This is a genomic window from Klebsiella michiganensis, assembly GCA_000963575.1.
Taxonomy (GTDB): Bacteria; Pseudomonadota; Gammaproteobacteria; order Enterobacterales; family Enterobacteriaceae; genus Cedecea; species Cedecea michiganensis_A.
The window spans coordinates 1,118,202-1,134,752 of the sequence record CP011077.1 but is presented as its reverse complement, the minus strand read 5'-3'; the positions used below and the strand labels follow the sequence as shown (position 1 = coordinate 1,134,752).

Annotated in this window: 11 protein-coding genes, 1 tRNA gene and 2 pseudogenes; 7 read left to right on the top strand and 7 right to left on the bottom strand. The window is 49.6% G+C overall.

Going from position 1 to position 16,551, the window contains the following annotated elements; translation table 11 throughout:
• Positions 1 to 59 precede the first annotated feature (59 nt).
• Complete coding sequence (locus VW41_05320) at positions 60 to 287, bottom strand: hypothetical protein (GenBank protein AJZ88498.1); 228 nt, start codon at positions 285 to 287, stop codon at positions 60 to 62.
• On the opposite strand from VW41_05320, the gene VW41_05315 reads away from it, so the two are divergent.
• A tRNA-Arg gene (locus VW41_05315) sits at positions 284 to 358 on the top strand. The two genes, VW41_05320 and VW41_05315, sit on opposite strands and share 4 nt — an antisense overlap.
• Before the next feature lie 227 nt (positions 359 to 585).
• On the opposite strand, the gene VW41_05310 is transcribed toward VW41_05315, so the two are convergent.
• From VW41_05310 to VW41_05300, 3 genes are all read right to left on the bottom strand, one after another.
• Positions 586 to 2,694 carry a colicin V synthesis protein gene (locus VW41_05310; protein ID AJZ88497.1) on the bottom strand — a complete coding sequence of 703 codons (2,109 nt, stop codon included), beginning with the start codon at positions 2,692 to 2,694 and terminating at the stop codon, positions 586 to 588.
• Entirely contained in the window at positions 2,660 to 3,961 is a 1,302-nt protein-coding gene (locus VW41_05305) for a colicin V secretion protein CvaA (protein AJZ88496.1), read from the bottom strand. Before VW41_05305 ends, VW41_05310 begins: the two co-directional genes overlap by 35 nt.
• Before the next feature lie 260 nt (positions 3,962 to 4,221).
• Positions 4,222 to 4,557, bottom strand: a complete 336-nt coding sequence (locus tag VW41_05300; GenBank protein AJZ88495.1) for a hypothetical protein — start codon at positions 4,555 to 4,557, stop codon at positions 4,222 to 4,224.
• Positions 4,558 to 5,205: 648 nt separating this feature from the next.
• Here VW41_05300 and VW41_05295 point away from each other — a divergent pair.
• The 5 genes and pseudogenes from VW41_05295 to VW41_05275 all read left to right on the top strand — a co-directional run bounded on the left by VW41_05295 (position 5,206) and on the right by VW41_05275 (position 8,487).
• Positions 5,206 to 5,427: a hypothetical protein gene (locus tag VW41_05295; protein AJZ88494.1), complete on the top strand. Its 222-nt coding sequence runs from the start codon at positions 5,206 to 5,208 to the stop codon at positions 5,425 to 5,427.
• Positions 5,428 to 5,457: 30 nt separating this feature from the next.
• A complete protein-coding gene (locus VW41_05290; protein ID AJZ88493.1) occupies positions 5,458 to 5,763 on the top strand; it encodes a hypothetical protein in 306 nt (101 codons plus the stop codon).
• A gap of 920 nt (positions 5,764 to 6,683) precedes the next feature.
• Positions 6,684 to 7,313, top strand: a pseudogene (locus VW41_05285) (transposase).
• A gap of 187 nt (positions 7,314 to 7,500) precedes the next feature.
• On the top strand, positions 7,501 to 7,944 hold the full coding sequence (locus tag VW41_05280) for a membrane protein (protein AJZ88492.1): 444 nt from the start codon (positions 7,501 to 7,503) through the stop codon (positions 7,942 to 7,944).
• Between the two features lie 243 nt (positions 7,945 to 8,187).
• Positions 8,188 to 8,487, top strand: a complete 300-nt coding sequence (locus VW41_05275; protein AJZ88491.1) for a hypothetical protein — start codon at positions 8,188 to 8,190, stop codon at positions 8,485 to 8,487.
• Positions 8,488 to 8,663: 176 nt separating this feature from the next.
• Here the strand turns inward: VW41_05275 and VW41_05270 are convergent, their stop codons facing one another.
• A complete protein-coding gene (locus VW41_05270) occupies positions 8,664 to 10,871 on the bottom strand; it encodes a CirA (protein ID AJZ91866.1) in 2,208 nt (735 codons plus the stop codon).
• Positions 10,872 to 11,476: 605 nt separating this feature from the next.
• Between VW41_05270 and VW41_05265 the strand changes: the two genes are divergently transcribed.
• A complete protein-coding gene (locus VW41_05265) occupies positions 11,477 to 11,707 on the top strand; it encodes a hypothetical protein (protein AJZ88490.1) in 231 nt (76 codons plus the stop codon).
• Positions 11,708 to 13,278: 1,571 nt separating this feature from the next.
• Here VW41_05265 and VW41_05260 read toward each other — a convergent pair.
• Positions 13,279 to 15,135: pseudogene (locus VW41_05260) on the bottom strand (invasin).
• A gap of 540 nt (positions 15,136 to 15,675) precedes the next feature.
• Positions 15,676 to 16,068: a hypothetical protein gene (locus VW41_05255; protein AJZ88489.1), complete on the bottom strand. Its 393-nt coding sequence runs from the start codon at positions 16,066 to 16,068 to the stop codon at positions 15,676 to 15,678.
• Positions 16,069 to 16,551 lie beyond the last annotated feature (483 nt).

The window sequence follows — 16,551 nt, the reverse complement described above, 5'->3', positions numbered from 1 at the left end:
AGGATCTGTCCGCTCATCACGCATACCTTTATACCTACGAGCGAAGCAGCACGGTTGGCTCATTTTCTCTGGGGCTGCGTGCCAGAATGGCCCGGCATTTCATACTGAAAAAAAGCGGTACCGCCGACGGTTACCGTTGCCACCGTGGGATCATATTTAATCAGCAAGATGATTCGTTTGAGTGCTGGATGGCTTCTCTGGGCGTGCCACTGGTTGCCTGCACCGAAACCCCAGGCAAGCGGGATTTTGAGGAGAGAATTCGTGCGAATGCTGCGCTGAACCGGCACTTTCTGCTGCATACTTCGGCAACGGCCTTCTAAGCCGTAGGTCACAGGTTCGAACCCTGTAGGGCGTACCATTTCGAAGTTAGCACACCGCCACTGAATTCTTTTTATCTCCTTTACGCTCCGCATTCCCCAAGAATTACTGAATTTTTCTGTCACGAGCGATGTCGGGACCAGCTCAGTTATACCCCCGTATCTGGGTGCTGGGGGCCTTTGAGGGCCAATGGAACGAGAACGTCCGCTAAGAGCGTAATTTATTGTTTATAATGAGGATAAAATCGCGCGAGCCCCTGAATTAGAGTTAATTCACTGCCCCGAGGGTAATCACCCGGTCTGCCGAGGCTATCGTGCTTTCCCGGTGCGCTATGATGATCCGGGTGATATTTAACTGTCTGATCGCCTGATTAACGAAGCTCTCACTTTCTTTATCAAGAGAACTGGTAGCCTCATCCATAAACAAAATCCCCGGTTTGCGGTACAGCGCACGGGCTATAAAAATGCGTTGTTTTTGCCCGCCCGATAATCCTTCTCCTAGCTCACCGATCAGGGTTTCATATCCCATCGGCATTTTCATAATAACATCGTGGATATGGCTGGCTCTGGCACATTCAGTCATCCAGACATCATCAGGATCCTCCACGAATCCGCAGATATTATCCCTGATTGAGCCGGAAAACAGTTTGTCATCCTGCATGACGGAGGCGATCATTTTATGATAATTGTTTATCCCGAGCTGTCGGACATCAAGACCATCCGCGATAATTTTCCCCGATTCCGGTTCAAATAATCCGCACAGGACTTTCATCAGCGTGGTTTTTCCGGCCCCGGATGGGCCGGTTATTGCCACGCTTTCTCCTGGCTTCACTGTCATGTTCAACTGGCTGAAAATCGCCGGTGACTGGCTGTCATAACGAAAGCTCAGGCCATGTACTTCCAGCGATACCGGTTTCATGCCGGCATGACAGGGAATATCCGGCTTTTTGCTTTCCGTTTCATTAAGTGCGATGTCAGAGATACGTTCATTATGCAGGCTCATCATCCGCAACTGAAGCAGAAAACTGGTCAGCGAAGCAACACGGCCGGAGAACTGTTCCCGGAAAGCGCCAAAGGCCACAAACATCCCGATGGTCATCTGGTTATCGATAACCAGCGAAGTGCCCAGCCACAGAATGACGACCTGGTCACAGGCGGCAATAAACGTATTCAGCCCCCCGAAGAGCAAATCCATTTTAGTCACTTTGATACCCGTATTAACGGTATCAATTTCAAGATTAAGCCAGTGGGCACTTCTTCTCTCCGTCATTCCCTGCATTTTGACGGTGGCTATTCCGTACAGCGTCTCCATGAAATAAGACCCGGCTCTGGCCGCCCTGACCAGCGCTTCCTCTGAAAGCTGTCGGTAATAGTTGTAGGTGAAAAGGCGAATGAAAACATAAACCAGAGTGAACCCCAGCACAAACCAGGTCAGGTATCCGCCATACAGTACCATCATCACCAGAACACCGAGCACCATGATACCGTCCATGATGGCACCGACCACACTGCCCGTAAATGTGGATCGCAGTGTGTCAAGCGAACCAAAGCGGGACTGGATATCGCCCAGCTTACGCCGTTCAAAATAGCCCAGGGGCAGACGCATCAGATGAGAAAACAGACCGCTTTTCCACTGAACGCCGATGAGAGTGCTCATGACCAGGGATGACCAGGCCCGCACCATACCAGTCGCCGCCCGTAGCAAAATGAAAAACAACAGCCCTACGCAGATAAGCGTCAGCAGGCCGCGATCGCCGGCCGGGATGGCATGATCCATGACCAGTTGCGTGCCTATCGGCATAACCAGAGTAATGGATTCAATCACCACTGACAGACTGAATATCTTAAGCAGGGCTCCCCTGATGCCGTGTACGCTGCTGATGAGCGTGGAAAGGCTGAGCCTGTTCCTGACGGTTTTCGCGGTAAAGTCGCTGTCCGGCCAGACTTCAAGCGCCACACCGGTAAAATGTTCAGACATTTCGGACAGGCCTACCGTAAGGCGGCCTCTGGCGGGATCATGGATCACAAACCGCTGTCGTCCGGCACTCACCAGCACCACAAAATGATTAAAGTCCCAGTGGAGTATGCAGGGTTTTTTCAGGACACCGACCTCATCCAGATCCAGAGAGAACGCCCGTGTAGCCATACCCAACTGAGTGGCTATGGTTCTGGCGCCGGCCAGCGTGGCACCGCGGGCGGAAAGATTAAACTGCTGACGCAGGGTAATCAGATCAATATTTTTCCCGTAATACCCGCAGATCATTGCCAGGCAGGCTAACCCGCACTCTGCCGCTTCGGTCTGATGAATGACGGGCACGCGATGGTGTAAACCGGTATCGAGCTTACTGATGAGAGTTCTGAATGACATCCTGATCATTTACTGGTCCTGTTGCACTGTGTTTCATGTCATAGAAAGGAGAAAGCATCCACTGATAAATTTTTCTTTTTTCCAGAAACAGGGTTGCCTGAGCCTTCATTCCGTTATCCAGACTTAATGTTTTTCCATCATAGAAAATGAACTGTTTTTCAGGCCTGACAATGATCTTGTACCAGGGGACAGAAACAGCCAGGCTGTTTTTAGGTGCCCCCGGATACGTCTGCATTTCCTGTAGCGATGCGGGTGTTCTGGAAATCATCTCGATTTCCCCGGCAAACTGGCCAAACTTTTCAGCAGGAAAAGCCTCGTAGCGAAGGTTAACGTTGTCCCCCGCTGAGATGTAGGGGATGGCATCATTCGGCACCCAGATAACCATCTGGTAGTTACTGATCCCTGCGGGTATCATTTGTGACAGGCTGTCGCCAGCATTGATCATCTGTCCGACCGTTACGCTGAGAGAATCAATCTTTCCGTCTGATAGTGCCCGGATGAGTATTTCCCCGCTGGCGTCGGTACCAGCCAGCTCTTTCTTAAGCTCATAACGCTGCAGCTCCATCTGATAAATCCGGTTGTCAAACTCACCCGCCTGTGTCTGGATCTGGCTTTCCAGGTTCGTTATCTGCAGGGCGTTCTGTTCATTTTGTCCGATAAGACTCAGTAAGTTATTTTGCTGCTGATAATAAAGTGCGGTCTGATTGGCCAGTTGATCCTTGTTTATCAGTCCCTGTTGCTGATAGTGCCGGTAATTCTCCATATTTTTTTTCATTATTTTTATGCCTTCTTCTGCTCGTCTGACGATATCAGAAGATTTTTCAAGCGCTTCAATATACTGTGTTTTTTGTTTTTTCAGCGCCGCAAGCGTTGATTCTTTGCTGTTTTCAATACGGGCAATAATATGGCCTATCTGCAAAAGCTGATTTTCTGTATCTTTTCTCAGATTATCACTGACAACACCGCTACTGGTGCTGCGGCTGACATCAATCTGATAAAGGGGATCACCACTTTTGACATACTGGCCTTCATTAACAAATTTTTTGACGACGAATCCCTGAACCCCGGAGTAAATAGTGATCGGCCTGAGATTTGTTATCACCTCTCCCGTAACGTTAACCCGCCGGGTATAGGTGCCGGTGATGATGAACAGCAGAAAGCTGATGAGGAAAAAAGTACAGAATCCGGTAATCAGCCACACCGGAAGTCCGGGCAGCAGCAGCGCTTTCCCCCGCCATCTCATTCTCTGATTTTTAACGGCCTCCTTGCGAAACAAAATTACCTCCTTTATTCAAAACATTACGCGGAGATAAATTCCATCCGGATTTACCAGATAATTAATTTAATGGCCGCATGTCCGTGTAAAAATTAAAGCCAGAGAAAACAGGAGTGTGCAGATATAATAACTTTGCAACAGCAGCCTGTTCTGTTATCAGTCCAGGATAAACACTCCGGTAAAACACAACTGACTGATAAAGAAATCCCTTTAGTGCTGAAAACCAAATAAAAAGGCCGCCCGTAGGCGACCCTGAATCGTTACCTCAGCAGGTTCAGAGGATTAATCAGACCGATGATAGCGCCACCGATATTTGTAATCCCTTTGCCAATTGATGATGTGGCAGTATCAACAGCATGCCCGCCAAGATTAACGCCCCATTCAGCCAGGGATGTAAGGCTTGCTACGCCGGCATCTACCGTAGCCCCAATCCCCGCACCCAGAGCTGTGCCTGGTGCAGTGGCTGTTGTGGAGCCTTTGGACCAGTCAACAACAGCACCAATTCCTTGGCCCAGTAATGAACCGGCTTCCTGTCCGAAACCCAGCCCAATACCACCGACTACTTCGTTAAGTTCAACAACCGTCAGTTCTCTCATAAAACCCCCTGAGAATTAGAATGATAAACATGTTCCCGGGGCAGTAATAATTAAGGGATAGAGCACTTACGTGTATGATTTAAATTGTATCCCTACATAATACTATCTCCGGAAGTGAAGTGCAGTGTTTAACACCTCACAAACATTTAAATAACACCCAACCCACCATGGGTAAAGTTTTATTTGTTATAAAAAATATTTTTTCTGTTATAAGGGCGGCACATTCTTCTTCAATAAACTATTTCTGTTACTAAAAAATAATTTATTATCAGTTTGTTGTGACATTCATTCAGCGCTCGACTTGCGCCTTTCTCACCCCGTAAAATTTTATAAATAGCGGAACGGCCAGAGACGAAAGTCAGTACGTTTTGTCAGGAGCCAGAGTTTACCCGACAAAATCTGTACCGACACATTCCCCCGGATGGTCAACTGCGAGAAAACGATATAAAGCTGCTGAAACGGAAGTAATTTATGTCGCCAAGAAAAATATTGAATCCTGCGTAGAACCCCCTCATGAAAATTTAAGTGATCATATTTTATTGACATGGTACATAAATCAATCTAACTATTATTCTAACTCTTCAGTTTTAACGGAATATCGTCATTAGCCAATAGTGGTTAATTCAGTGCAAACCAAGGAGGTAAGAAATGAGAGAACTAAGCGAGAAAGATATTCAGCAAGTCAGTGGTGCTGGCGAGGTCACCGACCTGATCAATGGGGTACTTGATGCCCCTGCCAGACAAATCGGCTCGGCAATCGGTGCTTTTGCTGGAGATCTCGCTGTACAGGGGTTCCACACGGCCACAAATGCTGTTAATGAGTTATACAAAGGTGTGTCATCCTTTGTCAGCGGTATCTTTGGTCGATAATTTCTAAATGGAATTTCAAGGAGAACAGATATGCGTGAATTAACTATTCATGAAGTTGAGGATGTCAGCGGTGCGGGCATCATTCAGGATGTTCTGACATGGGGTGGCGAAGCCATTGGTACCGCTATCGGCTCAACTGCCGCAGGGCTGGCTGGTGCTGCAGTAGGTACTATTATACCCGTTGTCGGAAATATTATCGGCGGTGGTGCCGGCGCTGGTATCGGCGGAACTATTGGAGCGGGTCTTGGAAGCGTGACAGGCCATACTGCCGGTGCAGTCATTGAAGGTGCCATTGGTGGATTCTTTGACAGTATTTCTCATTCGCAAGTAGCCTGAACACGTAAAACAAACTCTGCACTCAGGTGCAGGGTTTTTTTTACATTGTACCTGCTGGATTTAGTGTAATGCCCCGGTCTGCTGAAGCAACTGCCGACTCTCCGTGTGCGATAAAGATCCGCGTAATATGAAGCCCTTTGATCGCATGATTGACGGCGCTTTCACTTACCTTATCCAATGCACTGGTGGCTTCATCCAGAAATAAAAGCGCCGGTTCTTGTAAATCGCCCTGGCAATAAACAACCCCAAATGCAAGCGTTGAAGGCGTTTCGAATAAGAGACATGAGCAAGAAACATCAAATAAAAACAGTATGTTATCTTATCACCCCCTTAATGCAACAGAACCATTAGAACGCGATCTGATCCGCGAACGCACCTGTGCCAGTCTGGCCGCTGCTGCGGCTCGCGGTCGCAAGGGAGCGCGAAAGCCAGTTGTCACCGCTGACAAGTTGCAGCGGACGCGTGAATATATTGCCACCGGTCTAAATGTCCGCGAGGCCGCTTCAGGGTTCAGGGTTCAGGGTTCAGGGTGAGCAAAACAGCCCTGTATGCTGCCCTGCAAAAGGGAGAACGATGAGTCGCAGACAAAAAAGCAGCGCATTCGGTTTAACGGCGTTCTTCACTTTGAATGCACAGACAATAAATAGTCACGACAATCAGTTCAGTCAGCGTCAGATATAAGTTCGACATTCTGGTCATAAAATATTCACACAACTACTGTGGATAACATTATTTAATAACGTAATCTATTTAGTCTTGCGCGGTTGTCTATCGTGATAATTAAAAAGGATACAATTATGATGAGCAAGATTGCAGGGAAACTTTATGCGTTTTGCCGAGTTAAAGGTCTTAAGCCCAGTTAATACAGGAAGACCGTGCGTTCAAAAACAACGAATTAATCTCTTAACGTGGTTTTTTGCATGATTAGCCGTCAGCCCCCTAAACGTATTTACCGACTCTATCGCGAGCAGGGTCTGTCCCTGCGTCTCAAACCGCCCACGCCGAAATAAATCGGCACAGCGGCGACAGCCCCAGCCTCAGGGGTTGTATCCAAATCATGTCTGCGGCATGGATTTTGTCTCTGACGCCTTATTTGACGGGCGCCGGCTACGTCTGCGGACGGTCATTGATCTCTACACGCGCGAATGTCTGGGGATTTGCGTGGGTCAGAATCTGCGTTCAACGGAGGTCGCAGAGATGCTGAACGCCATTGCGCTCAGATACCCCTTACCACAATGGCTGAAAACCAATAACGGCTCTGAATTTGTAGGGAAATGCTGGACAAATGGGTGTATGAAAGGAGTTTCCGGATTGACTTCTCACGCCCGGGAACACCCACGGACAATGCGACCGTGGAGTCGTTCAACGGCAGGCTGCGGCAGGAGTGCCTGAACGAAAACTGGTTCATGTCGCTGGAGGATGCCCGGTACAAAATCGAAGCCTGGCGCATACACTATAACCAGAGACGCCCTCATTCTGAGCAGGACTGGATGACCCCGTCCGAATTTGCTGAAAAGTCTGCCGGTTGCCAGAACATGCAACCAACATGAAGCCGGTTATTCCTGATTATGACTGGAGCATATTCGGGGTCAGGATCAGGCTGCCTCATCACTAACTTTGCAACAGTGCTCGTCGGACTGCCTGTCACGTCGTTCCACCTCAACCCAACCTGCCCGTTTAGAGGTGGTAGAAATATGTATGATATACTTCAGCTTTTGAAATAAGCTTCCCAAGCAAATGGAAATTGAACTGGATAAAAGTTTTAAAGAGAGAATCTTCCATGCTGTCATTTTCGAAGTGACAGCGAACGTTATCACCGCGCTGTCGCTTGCCTGGCTGATGAACGTGTCGGTACTCCAGTCGGGTTCTTTGTCCGTGATATCAGCACTTACCGCGACGGCCTGGAATTTTGTGTTTAACAAACTCTTTGACGCGCTGCAGAAAAAATACCGCTTTCAACGAACCTTTCTCGTGCGGGCAATCCATGCGGTTGGTTTTGAAGCCGGACTTATCATCACATTAATCCCTGTCGCGATGGTTATGCTGGATTTAACAATGACTGAAGCTTTTTTTGTGGAGGTTGGTCTGATTCTGTTTTTCCTGCCATACACCCTGCTGTTTAACTGGCTTTACGACTACCTGCGCTGGACATTTGTTGGACGTAAACGATCTGTTATGTAGCGGTGGTACGTTTTAACGCGCGTTGATGACTGACCATCGCAATTGGCATTAAGCATTGAGGTGTCGCTTCATGAATAAACCTCTTATTCTTTTCCCCCACTCTGTGTTTAAGCGGTTGCGTGGATCTGGGTAAAATGGGAACACATCCGGAAGTGGCATCTTTCTATATCAATCATCCCAAAAGCCAGGTTGCAGACTGCCTCATATACGCCTCATCCAGGGAACATTTATCGCTGGAATTTGATGACACCCTTCCTGATGGTAGAGAGAGATAATCTGCAGGATAGTGATCCTACCGATGTTGCCTGGGTCGAAGTGAGTAAATTCAGCGGAAAACAGACTTTCGTTGAGTTTTATTATGCCCCGCACGATCCTGCGTTGCATAAATCAATTCTGTCTAATTCCACCTTGTGGCTGGATGAGTTTGATGATCCAACGCTGGCTGGCAAACTCTACAGCAGTGCTTTCCCGCTGGTAGACGTTACCGTCATTCCGGATGATGAAATGGCTGGTCATCGCAGCATGGCCGCTCAGCTTCGGTGACAAACTCATCAGAGGGACCAGGCGCCCAGGCCACAAAGCCGATGATATGGTGGCCTGCTGTCGCACTCTCCCCCGGCTGAATAAGCAGTAGACTGAGATGAGTAGGCGACGTTTCTCGCTATCTGGTGCCTCACAAGGAGGCACCGGTGAACACACGGCAGGACAGCATCATTCTTTCAGAATGATGCTGTCATTGAGGCGTAAAACGTCTGACCAGGTACATAGTAGTTATTACCACTGATTGTACTCCCGGAAGGCTCTGAAGGGGTCGGGTTTTTATCAAACAGGTTGTCTATTCCGGCGTTAAATTTCAGATTTTTAGTTGCCACATACTGTCCAGAGAGCCCATAGATTGTATAGGCATCGCGAATACGTGCGGTGGCAGTTGTACCACGAGATGCTTGATCTGCCTCACTACCCAACCCCAGCATTTTACTGTAATACTGGGCGGTAAATGCCAAGCTCAGATCGTTAGTTACCTGCCAGTCAAGGGATGACCAGGTGGCCAATCTGGGTGTAGTTACCAGCATCACACCCCGTGAATCTTCTGCCTTAATCATCCGGGTGAAGTTATTGCTTAGTGAGAGTTTCTGTAGCCATTGTCCCTTGGGTTCACTGATCAGAGGGATAGCTAGTGAACCCTCAACACCTTGAGTATGGGCATTATCAAGATTAACGCGCTCCAGCCAAAACCCGTTGCCTGGGCCATATGTGTATCCCAACGGGGATGTGGCAATTTTATCTTTGAAACGACTGTCAAAGAAGGTAAGTCCGGCACTCCAGCCCTCATAATCAAACAAGGCACCGATTTCCCAGTTATCAGATGTTTCAGGCTTGAGGCTGTTGTTCCCCATAGTGTAACAACCGCCACCCGTATATTCGGCATAGCCATTACAAGCTGCCCCTTGAGATGTTTCGATAAATCCTGGGCTTGCCTGACGTATCCCGGGGGTCTTGAAGCCTTCAGAATAGCCGCCTTTAAAGGTTAAATAATCTGTTGTGTGCCAAACCAGATAGGCGCGAGGTGTAGTTTTGTTGCCGTAATCCGTATAGTCATGACGAAAACCAAATGTCAGCGTCAGGTCATCTAGCAGGTTTATCTGATCTTCAACAAATAGGCCTTTAGTCGTGGCCTTACCGGTGTTAATACCATAAGTATCCTGTGAAATAGCAGTGACGCCGAGTGAACGGGGATTATTCAGTTCCTCTTGTTTCCATTGTCCGCCGATGGTCAGGCTTTGTGGCAGCACGAATTCGAATGGCAGGTTGAAATCGCCCTCCACAATACGTTCTCGGGTCCATAGTTTTGTGTCCTGAGTACCAACGGCCACGCCGCCACTAATTACAGGAACATTACTTGCAGCATTTTTATAAGTATTCTGATAAGCGGCAATTTTGGCGGAGAAAAAATCAAACAGGCCGCGGTAATCTACGGAGTAGTTTTCACGCTCAAGCTTATTTATACCACGCAATCCGATGGAATCGCCGTTGGTATTTGTGCCAGGAATACCTTCCTCTATACCCTGTTGCGTTGAAACAGAGAGGCGATGATTATCATTGATGTCCCAGCCCAACTCCGCACCATAGTTGTAGAGCTTTTTCCCTTCCAGGCCGCTACCCCAACGTAATGCTCCGGTATCGCTGATATCTGCGTTTCGTTTGTTCCAGGAGCCATTCATGCGTAGATCAAAACCGTATCCTAACGGCCCACCCACCGTGCCGGTCCAGGTATTGGTATCACCCCGCTTAGAATCTTTGGGCTGTCGGGTGCCGGCGGTTAGCGATCCATGCCAGTCAGTTTTAGCATTCTTCTTAGTAATGATGTTGACCACGCCACCCATGGCATCTGAGCCATACAGCGCAGACATTGGGCCCCGGACAACTTCGATACGTTCGATAGATTCTACCGGTAACCAGTTGATATCGTCGAAATAGTTTTGCTGTGTGGATTTAATGCCGTTGCTGGAGCCAATACGCTTACCATCTACAAGCAACAACGTATAGGCTCCAGGCATACCTCGAATTTGAATACCGGAGCTGACGTCGACGCCAATTGCTTTTGATACACCCGTAACCCGGCTAAGAATATCTGCAAGGTCAGTGGAAGATTTACCTATATTCTGCTGAAGTTCTTGGGATGTGATTACAGAAATACTGGCTGGGGCATCTTTGATTCTCTGCTCAATGGCAGAGGCAGTGACCACCATTATATCATCGCTATTCATTGAGATCTCATCGTCTGCGAAAGCAGGGACACTGAAACTCATAACAGGAATAAATATACCTGCTTTTAATTTTCTATTTAAAAACTCAATACTCATCCTTGTATCTCCAGAGATAATAATTAAACACCGCCTGTGACTTTTAGCATACACACATAACATAATGCAACTCACACTGATAATCATTATGATTATCATTAAGGATTGCAAAAATAAACTATGCATAAGGTGATGATAAATAGGAGATATAATTAGAGATAGCTTGGCTTTCCTCCAACTCCAGAGAATGGTAACGCATTGAAAAAAAATCATTATTTATGAAACGGTAATTATTGATAATTTCACTTTCTTATGCACGCACTCTGTCGCCTTAATTGGCCTGAATCTGGGGGATCTAGCCAATCGGAGTGAGAATTAAATTTTGTTAATACCGTGAAAGCATTTCAGATAAAATCTATATCTCCATATTTTACTCACAATCTTTAATTATTTTTACTTTATATTACATTAAACTTCAAACGCTGATTTATAGCGTTGCATGAGCACACACGTTTTAGTTCCTTATATTTTTTCTCCTCTCTGAAAACAGAGCTAGTCTAAACTGAAGTCACCGGTCTTTCTTCCATCCCAAAGGAGGCATATCTCCATGAAAAAGCCCCGTGATGCCGAAGAACAGATCGGGTTTGCGCTGAAACAGGCCGAAACCGCCCCTCGCGTCGGGGAAGTCTGCAGAAAGATGGGCATTTCTGAGGGCACTTTTTATATTTATGGACTTCCTCAGGGCACAGGAAAACCGACTCACCGCCCTGCAGCGCGATCGCCTACAGGTTCTGAATCAGCAGGCCGTGTTGCCGGGCACCGTGCGTATCTCATTCAGGCTAGATGCCCGGGAGAAACGCCGCCAGGCCGAGCTATTGCGGGATGAAAATCGCTTCAATCAGTTCCAGAATCTGGCAAAAATTTATCCCGAGTTTGATGGTTCGGCTACTGTTCCATAATTATCAGCGCTTCCTTGAGGGCCTTAATTTGCATATCAAGGGACTGTGAAGTGGTCTACTGAGTTTTTCTGTCACGAGCGCTCTCGGGGCCAGCTCAGTTATACCCCCGAATCTGGGTGCTGGGTGCCTTTGAGGGGGTTCATCTCGTTCAATGGAAATGAGGGGCTCCTTATGCCACTAAATGCACGACAGATTGATACTGCAAAACCCAAAGAAAAAGTTGTCATGTCTGTCGGGGGATACTGCGACTGATCTTACGCAGGCCTCAATAGCCACCTGCCGAATAGACCTATATCCCCGGCTAAGCAGACTCCATAGATACCACTCCGAAGAAGATCCGCTGAAGCGCAACAGAATTGCTCCCTTCCCGGTATGGCTTCCATTTTGATGATGCCCCCAATAAAGCGTTTATTGGGGGCATCAGGTCAGGGCATTGTCAGTTAGGGCGTGGCAGCGACAATGTCAAACTTCGTAGCGGATGTAACCTTCGTTATTCCATGCACGCGGAAACTTAGCGTCCGGTTTGCTCCTGGCGTTACAGCTTTTAAAATAATAAACTCAGCCCCCTGATTTTTCGAGCAAGTTTGGCCAGAAACAGTTACGAATGACGATAGCACCTCGACAGCCCCTTGACATGGCGTTGGGTTTTTGTATATATCCACCGGCCTCAGAGTGGCGGTTATCTCTTCGCCAACGACATATCTATAGTGATTGAGAGAATAGTTATAAGAAGTTGTACGACCAGGCTCCACATCAAAGTTCGCAGTCTGAATCCAGCCATTGAGCTTCAGTTCAACCTTCTGAAGATCCCTCTTATCATATTTGTACCCTAAGGCTTTTGTGACCTGTACCCTTATCGTATACGTTCCATCCTGATTATCCTTAAAGGAGCGCACGGCGGAGTCGAGGACACCATCAATAACAAGCTTAGTATTAAGATCCTGCCTGGTTAAAGCCCCGGATATTGGGTTATCCTGGGCATCCTTCACCGTCACCGTAATGGTCATCTCATCTCCGGCGGTATAACCACTTTTGTCCACCTTGATGCCGGACATTGCCTGGTCTGGAGCACCGGCCAACAGCGTCACCTCCGAGCTCATGCTGCCGATGGTTGCGCCATTGTAGCGGGGCACGACCACGTATTTACCCGCCAGGGTCCCTTGCAGGCTGGCCGTGTAAGTTCCCGGAGTGCTGCTCTCCGCGATAGCGCTCGCCGTAATGGCCCCTGCGGCAGGCGTATTGCCGAGGGTGTCTTTTATCTCCAACGTCAGGCTGTCTTTCAGGCCTGTCACGGCGTTACCCTGGGCATCCTTCATAACCAGCGTCAGGGTAGATACCGCTACGTTATCGGCGGGGATCGTCGCCGGGCCCGGCGTGAAGGTGGACGCTAAATTATCCGGAGCGCCGGCCAACAGCGTCACCTCCGCGCTCAGGCTGCCAATGGCTGAGCCGTTGTACCAGGGCACGACCACGTATTTACCCGCCAGGGTGCCTTGCAGGCTGGCCGTGTACGTCCCCTGAGTGCTGCTCTCGGTGACAGCGCTCGCCGTAATGGCCCCCGCGGCAGGCGTATTCCCGCCCGCGTCCTGTATCACCCACGCCAGGCTGTCTTTCAGGCCTGTCACGGCGTTACCCTGGGCATCCTTCATAACCAGCGTCAGCGTCGAGACCGCTACGTTATCGGCGGGAATACTCCCCTGGCTCACCGTGAACAGAGATTGCCCGGCATCCGGCAGGGTACGGACAATCGTGACTTTGGCCGGGGCCAGCGCGATGCCGTTCACTGCCGGGGTTAACGTCACCGTCTCCACGTCCACCCCCGCGGTTAGCGTGGCGGTGTAGACGCCCGGGGATTGTTGTGTCAACCCGGACAGCGTGGCACTTTTCAGCGCGCTGCTGGTCAGGCCTATCTCTTTCACATCGAGATCCACCGGCTGGCTATTCTCGTCTTTCAGTGACAGGGTCAGGACCTGCGTGCTCGTCCCGTCCGCCGGCAGTACGCTGCTTGCCGGCGTGAAGGAGGACACCTGCTGGTGCACCAGCCCCGCCGCCGACAGAACCGTGACCTGCGTATTGCTCCGCCCGGAGCGGTTACCCTTTGAGTCCACCGCCACGCCATGCACCGCATACGTGTTTCCCCCCTGCGGGGAGGCACGCCAGGCCGGCAAATGCACCGTATAATCCGCCCCGCTCTGCACAATTTGACCTCCGGCAGCCATCAGCTCCGCGGCCTCCCACTCGATACGGGCCAGCCCGTGCGTGCTGGTGACCGAGACCCCCAGGGACTTCGGCTCGCCGGCATAGCCGGTAATCAGGCCCGCCGCCCGCAGGCGAATGTCTGCCTTTTTGCGGTACTCCAGCACGATATTGTTATTGCGCTCAACCAGGTCATGCCGGCTGCCTGCCAGGCTACGCATCGCCGCCACCGCAGCCGGGTTAACCTGATGCCGCCACGGCACACCGGGGCGGTAGGTCAAATCCAGGGTGAAGCGGGTGTCACTCTTGCCTGACTGGCCCTGGCGCTGCTCTGCGCCCAGGGTGACCAGCGGGATCGGGGTATAGTTGAGCCCTGACGTGAAGGCATACGGGTTCTTTTGGCGATTCTTCGCCCCGAACAGGCCGACCTCGTTCCCGTAATACTGCTCATAAATAAGCTTCCCGCCAAGCTGCGGCAGGGCCGGAAGCCAGGCCTGCGCCCGGATGTCCCAGCCGCTGGCCGGCCGGGCCTGGTACCCCGCCAGGTCCGGAGCGTCTTTCCAGCCCGTCAGGCCCAGGTAAGCATTGGCACCCAACTTCAGGAAATCACGCCAGTATTCCGCCCCTACCCCCGCGCGTATATGGCCCCGGGACAGATCGTAGTCTCCGAACAGGTTGCCCCCGAGCATGTAGGTCGGCGTGAAGTGGCGCAGGCCGGCGCCCAGGTTAGCCTGGGTGCGCCCGTCAGTGCGGTGCAGGCTGCCCTGGGTAAAGGCCAGGGTGTCCATGTGTTCGTAGAAAGGGATCAGCAGATCCAGCTGTGAGTTTTTCAGGGAGAAGTTTTGGTCCACATCCAGCTGTACGCGGGCGGTGCCGAAACGGCTTAGCCACTGCTGTATTTCATCGCTGGCAGCCCCGGATGCCTTTCCTCTGACCATTGAGGCCACCGCCTCGCCATTGGCTTTGCTGGCCAGCAAGTTCCCGGCCTGTGAAGCGTATCCGGCCATCTTCTTTGCCTGTGGCCCATGGTCATCGCTCGCCGGGGCTGACGCGGCTTGTTTCAGTTCGGCGTGCTGGCTGAATTGTTGCTCACCTGGGCTGGCCATGACCGGCGAGAAGGCCATCAAAAGTGGCAAGGCTGCCTGTATGGAAACATTAAGCCAGGCAAAACGACGTAACCCCGGGGAAATAGAAGCTTCTGTATACAGATTCGGTCTGTGTATAAATTTCATATTATTTTTCCACAAAGGATAAAAAAACTCAGCATTACCAGCAGATCCCCAAGCAGGGATAATGTTAATGGTGAGTAAAATTAATTACGGAATGCGATATCTCTATATAAGAACAATAAGCATCAGCAGAAAACATAAACACTATTTAATTGAACGAGCAAAACGAACAGCATCTTACAAATAATAAAATCTACCGCATACTTCCTGTTTGCAATTTACTCACAATGCAAGCTCACTGGTTGAATTTAGTTAATCGCGTAATAATTAACGCCACAACCAATCATTTCCCCATTCAGATCACCTTTAATATTTAAGGAATAATATCATTGGTCATAACTATTCCATGACGCCCGCACCGGGAATTCCAGCGTAATTAAAAATGTTCATAGTGTTTTTCTGAAGGAAATAAAAAATTAACTGCAGATTGCCGTCACCCAGGCAAATTAAACGATGGCCCGGCACATTACCTGGTATAGTGTATGTCCACTATACCAGGTAACTCACAGGTCGCCTTGCTGGTTAGCTGCAGAGATTTTCTGCTTACCGGCGTAGTTCGGCTTCCGCTTCCGCCAGTTCGTCGCGCGCCTGGGCAGCTTTCTTCTCTTTCTGCTTAATCTTTTTCGCGTTGCCGGTTTCTTTCGCGTTGCGCACCTCCGCATCGCGTTCGGCCACCTTGCGCTCTTTCTCCGTGACCTTATTTTGGCGGTCACGCAATAACCCCGCCTCGGTGCAATGGGTGGCGTTCTCAGTGAGTGCCGCCTGCAGCCCGGCGACCTGGTGCTGGTTATTATGAGCCCTCGCGTAGTCAATCTGGCGCTGGATCTCGTCGCGCTTTGCCGCACAGCCGGTTAGTTCGTCTGCAGCCTGACCTTCTATAGTGAAAGCGAGTAAACCAACAGCTGCAATGTAAGTAAGGATGATAATTTTTTTCATCTTGTAACTCCTGGACATAAGGTAAGTCACAGCCTGCAAGTTGAAATATAAACATTACCTCAACGGCCACGGGGCCTTATAGAAAAATGAGGTGCTTTAGATAGCTCACGGTCATTATTTCTGACGTCAGTTTTTCGTTGGAGGCGTTATTTCGCCCTCGCCCGCTGAGGCTGGCGTAGATAAAGCCATAAGTGCACGCATTGTGGCCGCGTGTGTCACCTGAACGTAATCATTACCGCACTTCATGGCCTCCTCTCTCCATGAAAACCCCGCTCTACCGGGAAATACACTGCCAGCCACAGAGTAACGCCAATTAATATGACACAGAGTGTCACACACAAAAGACACACGAGAGCGCCGCCGATATTTCTCTCTTTTAAGAAAAATAATATTACCCTCGTATTTGGGTGTGATGACGCAGGATCTTGATTGAGAGCGACAGGCAAAGAATTACCGCACTTTAAACTTGAGTGTTTTAGTAGG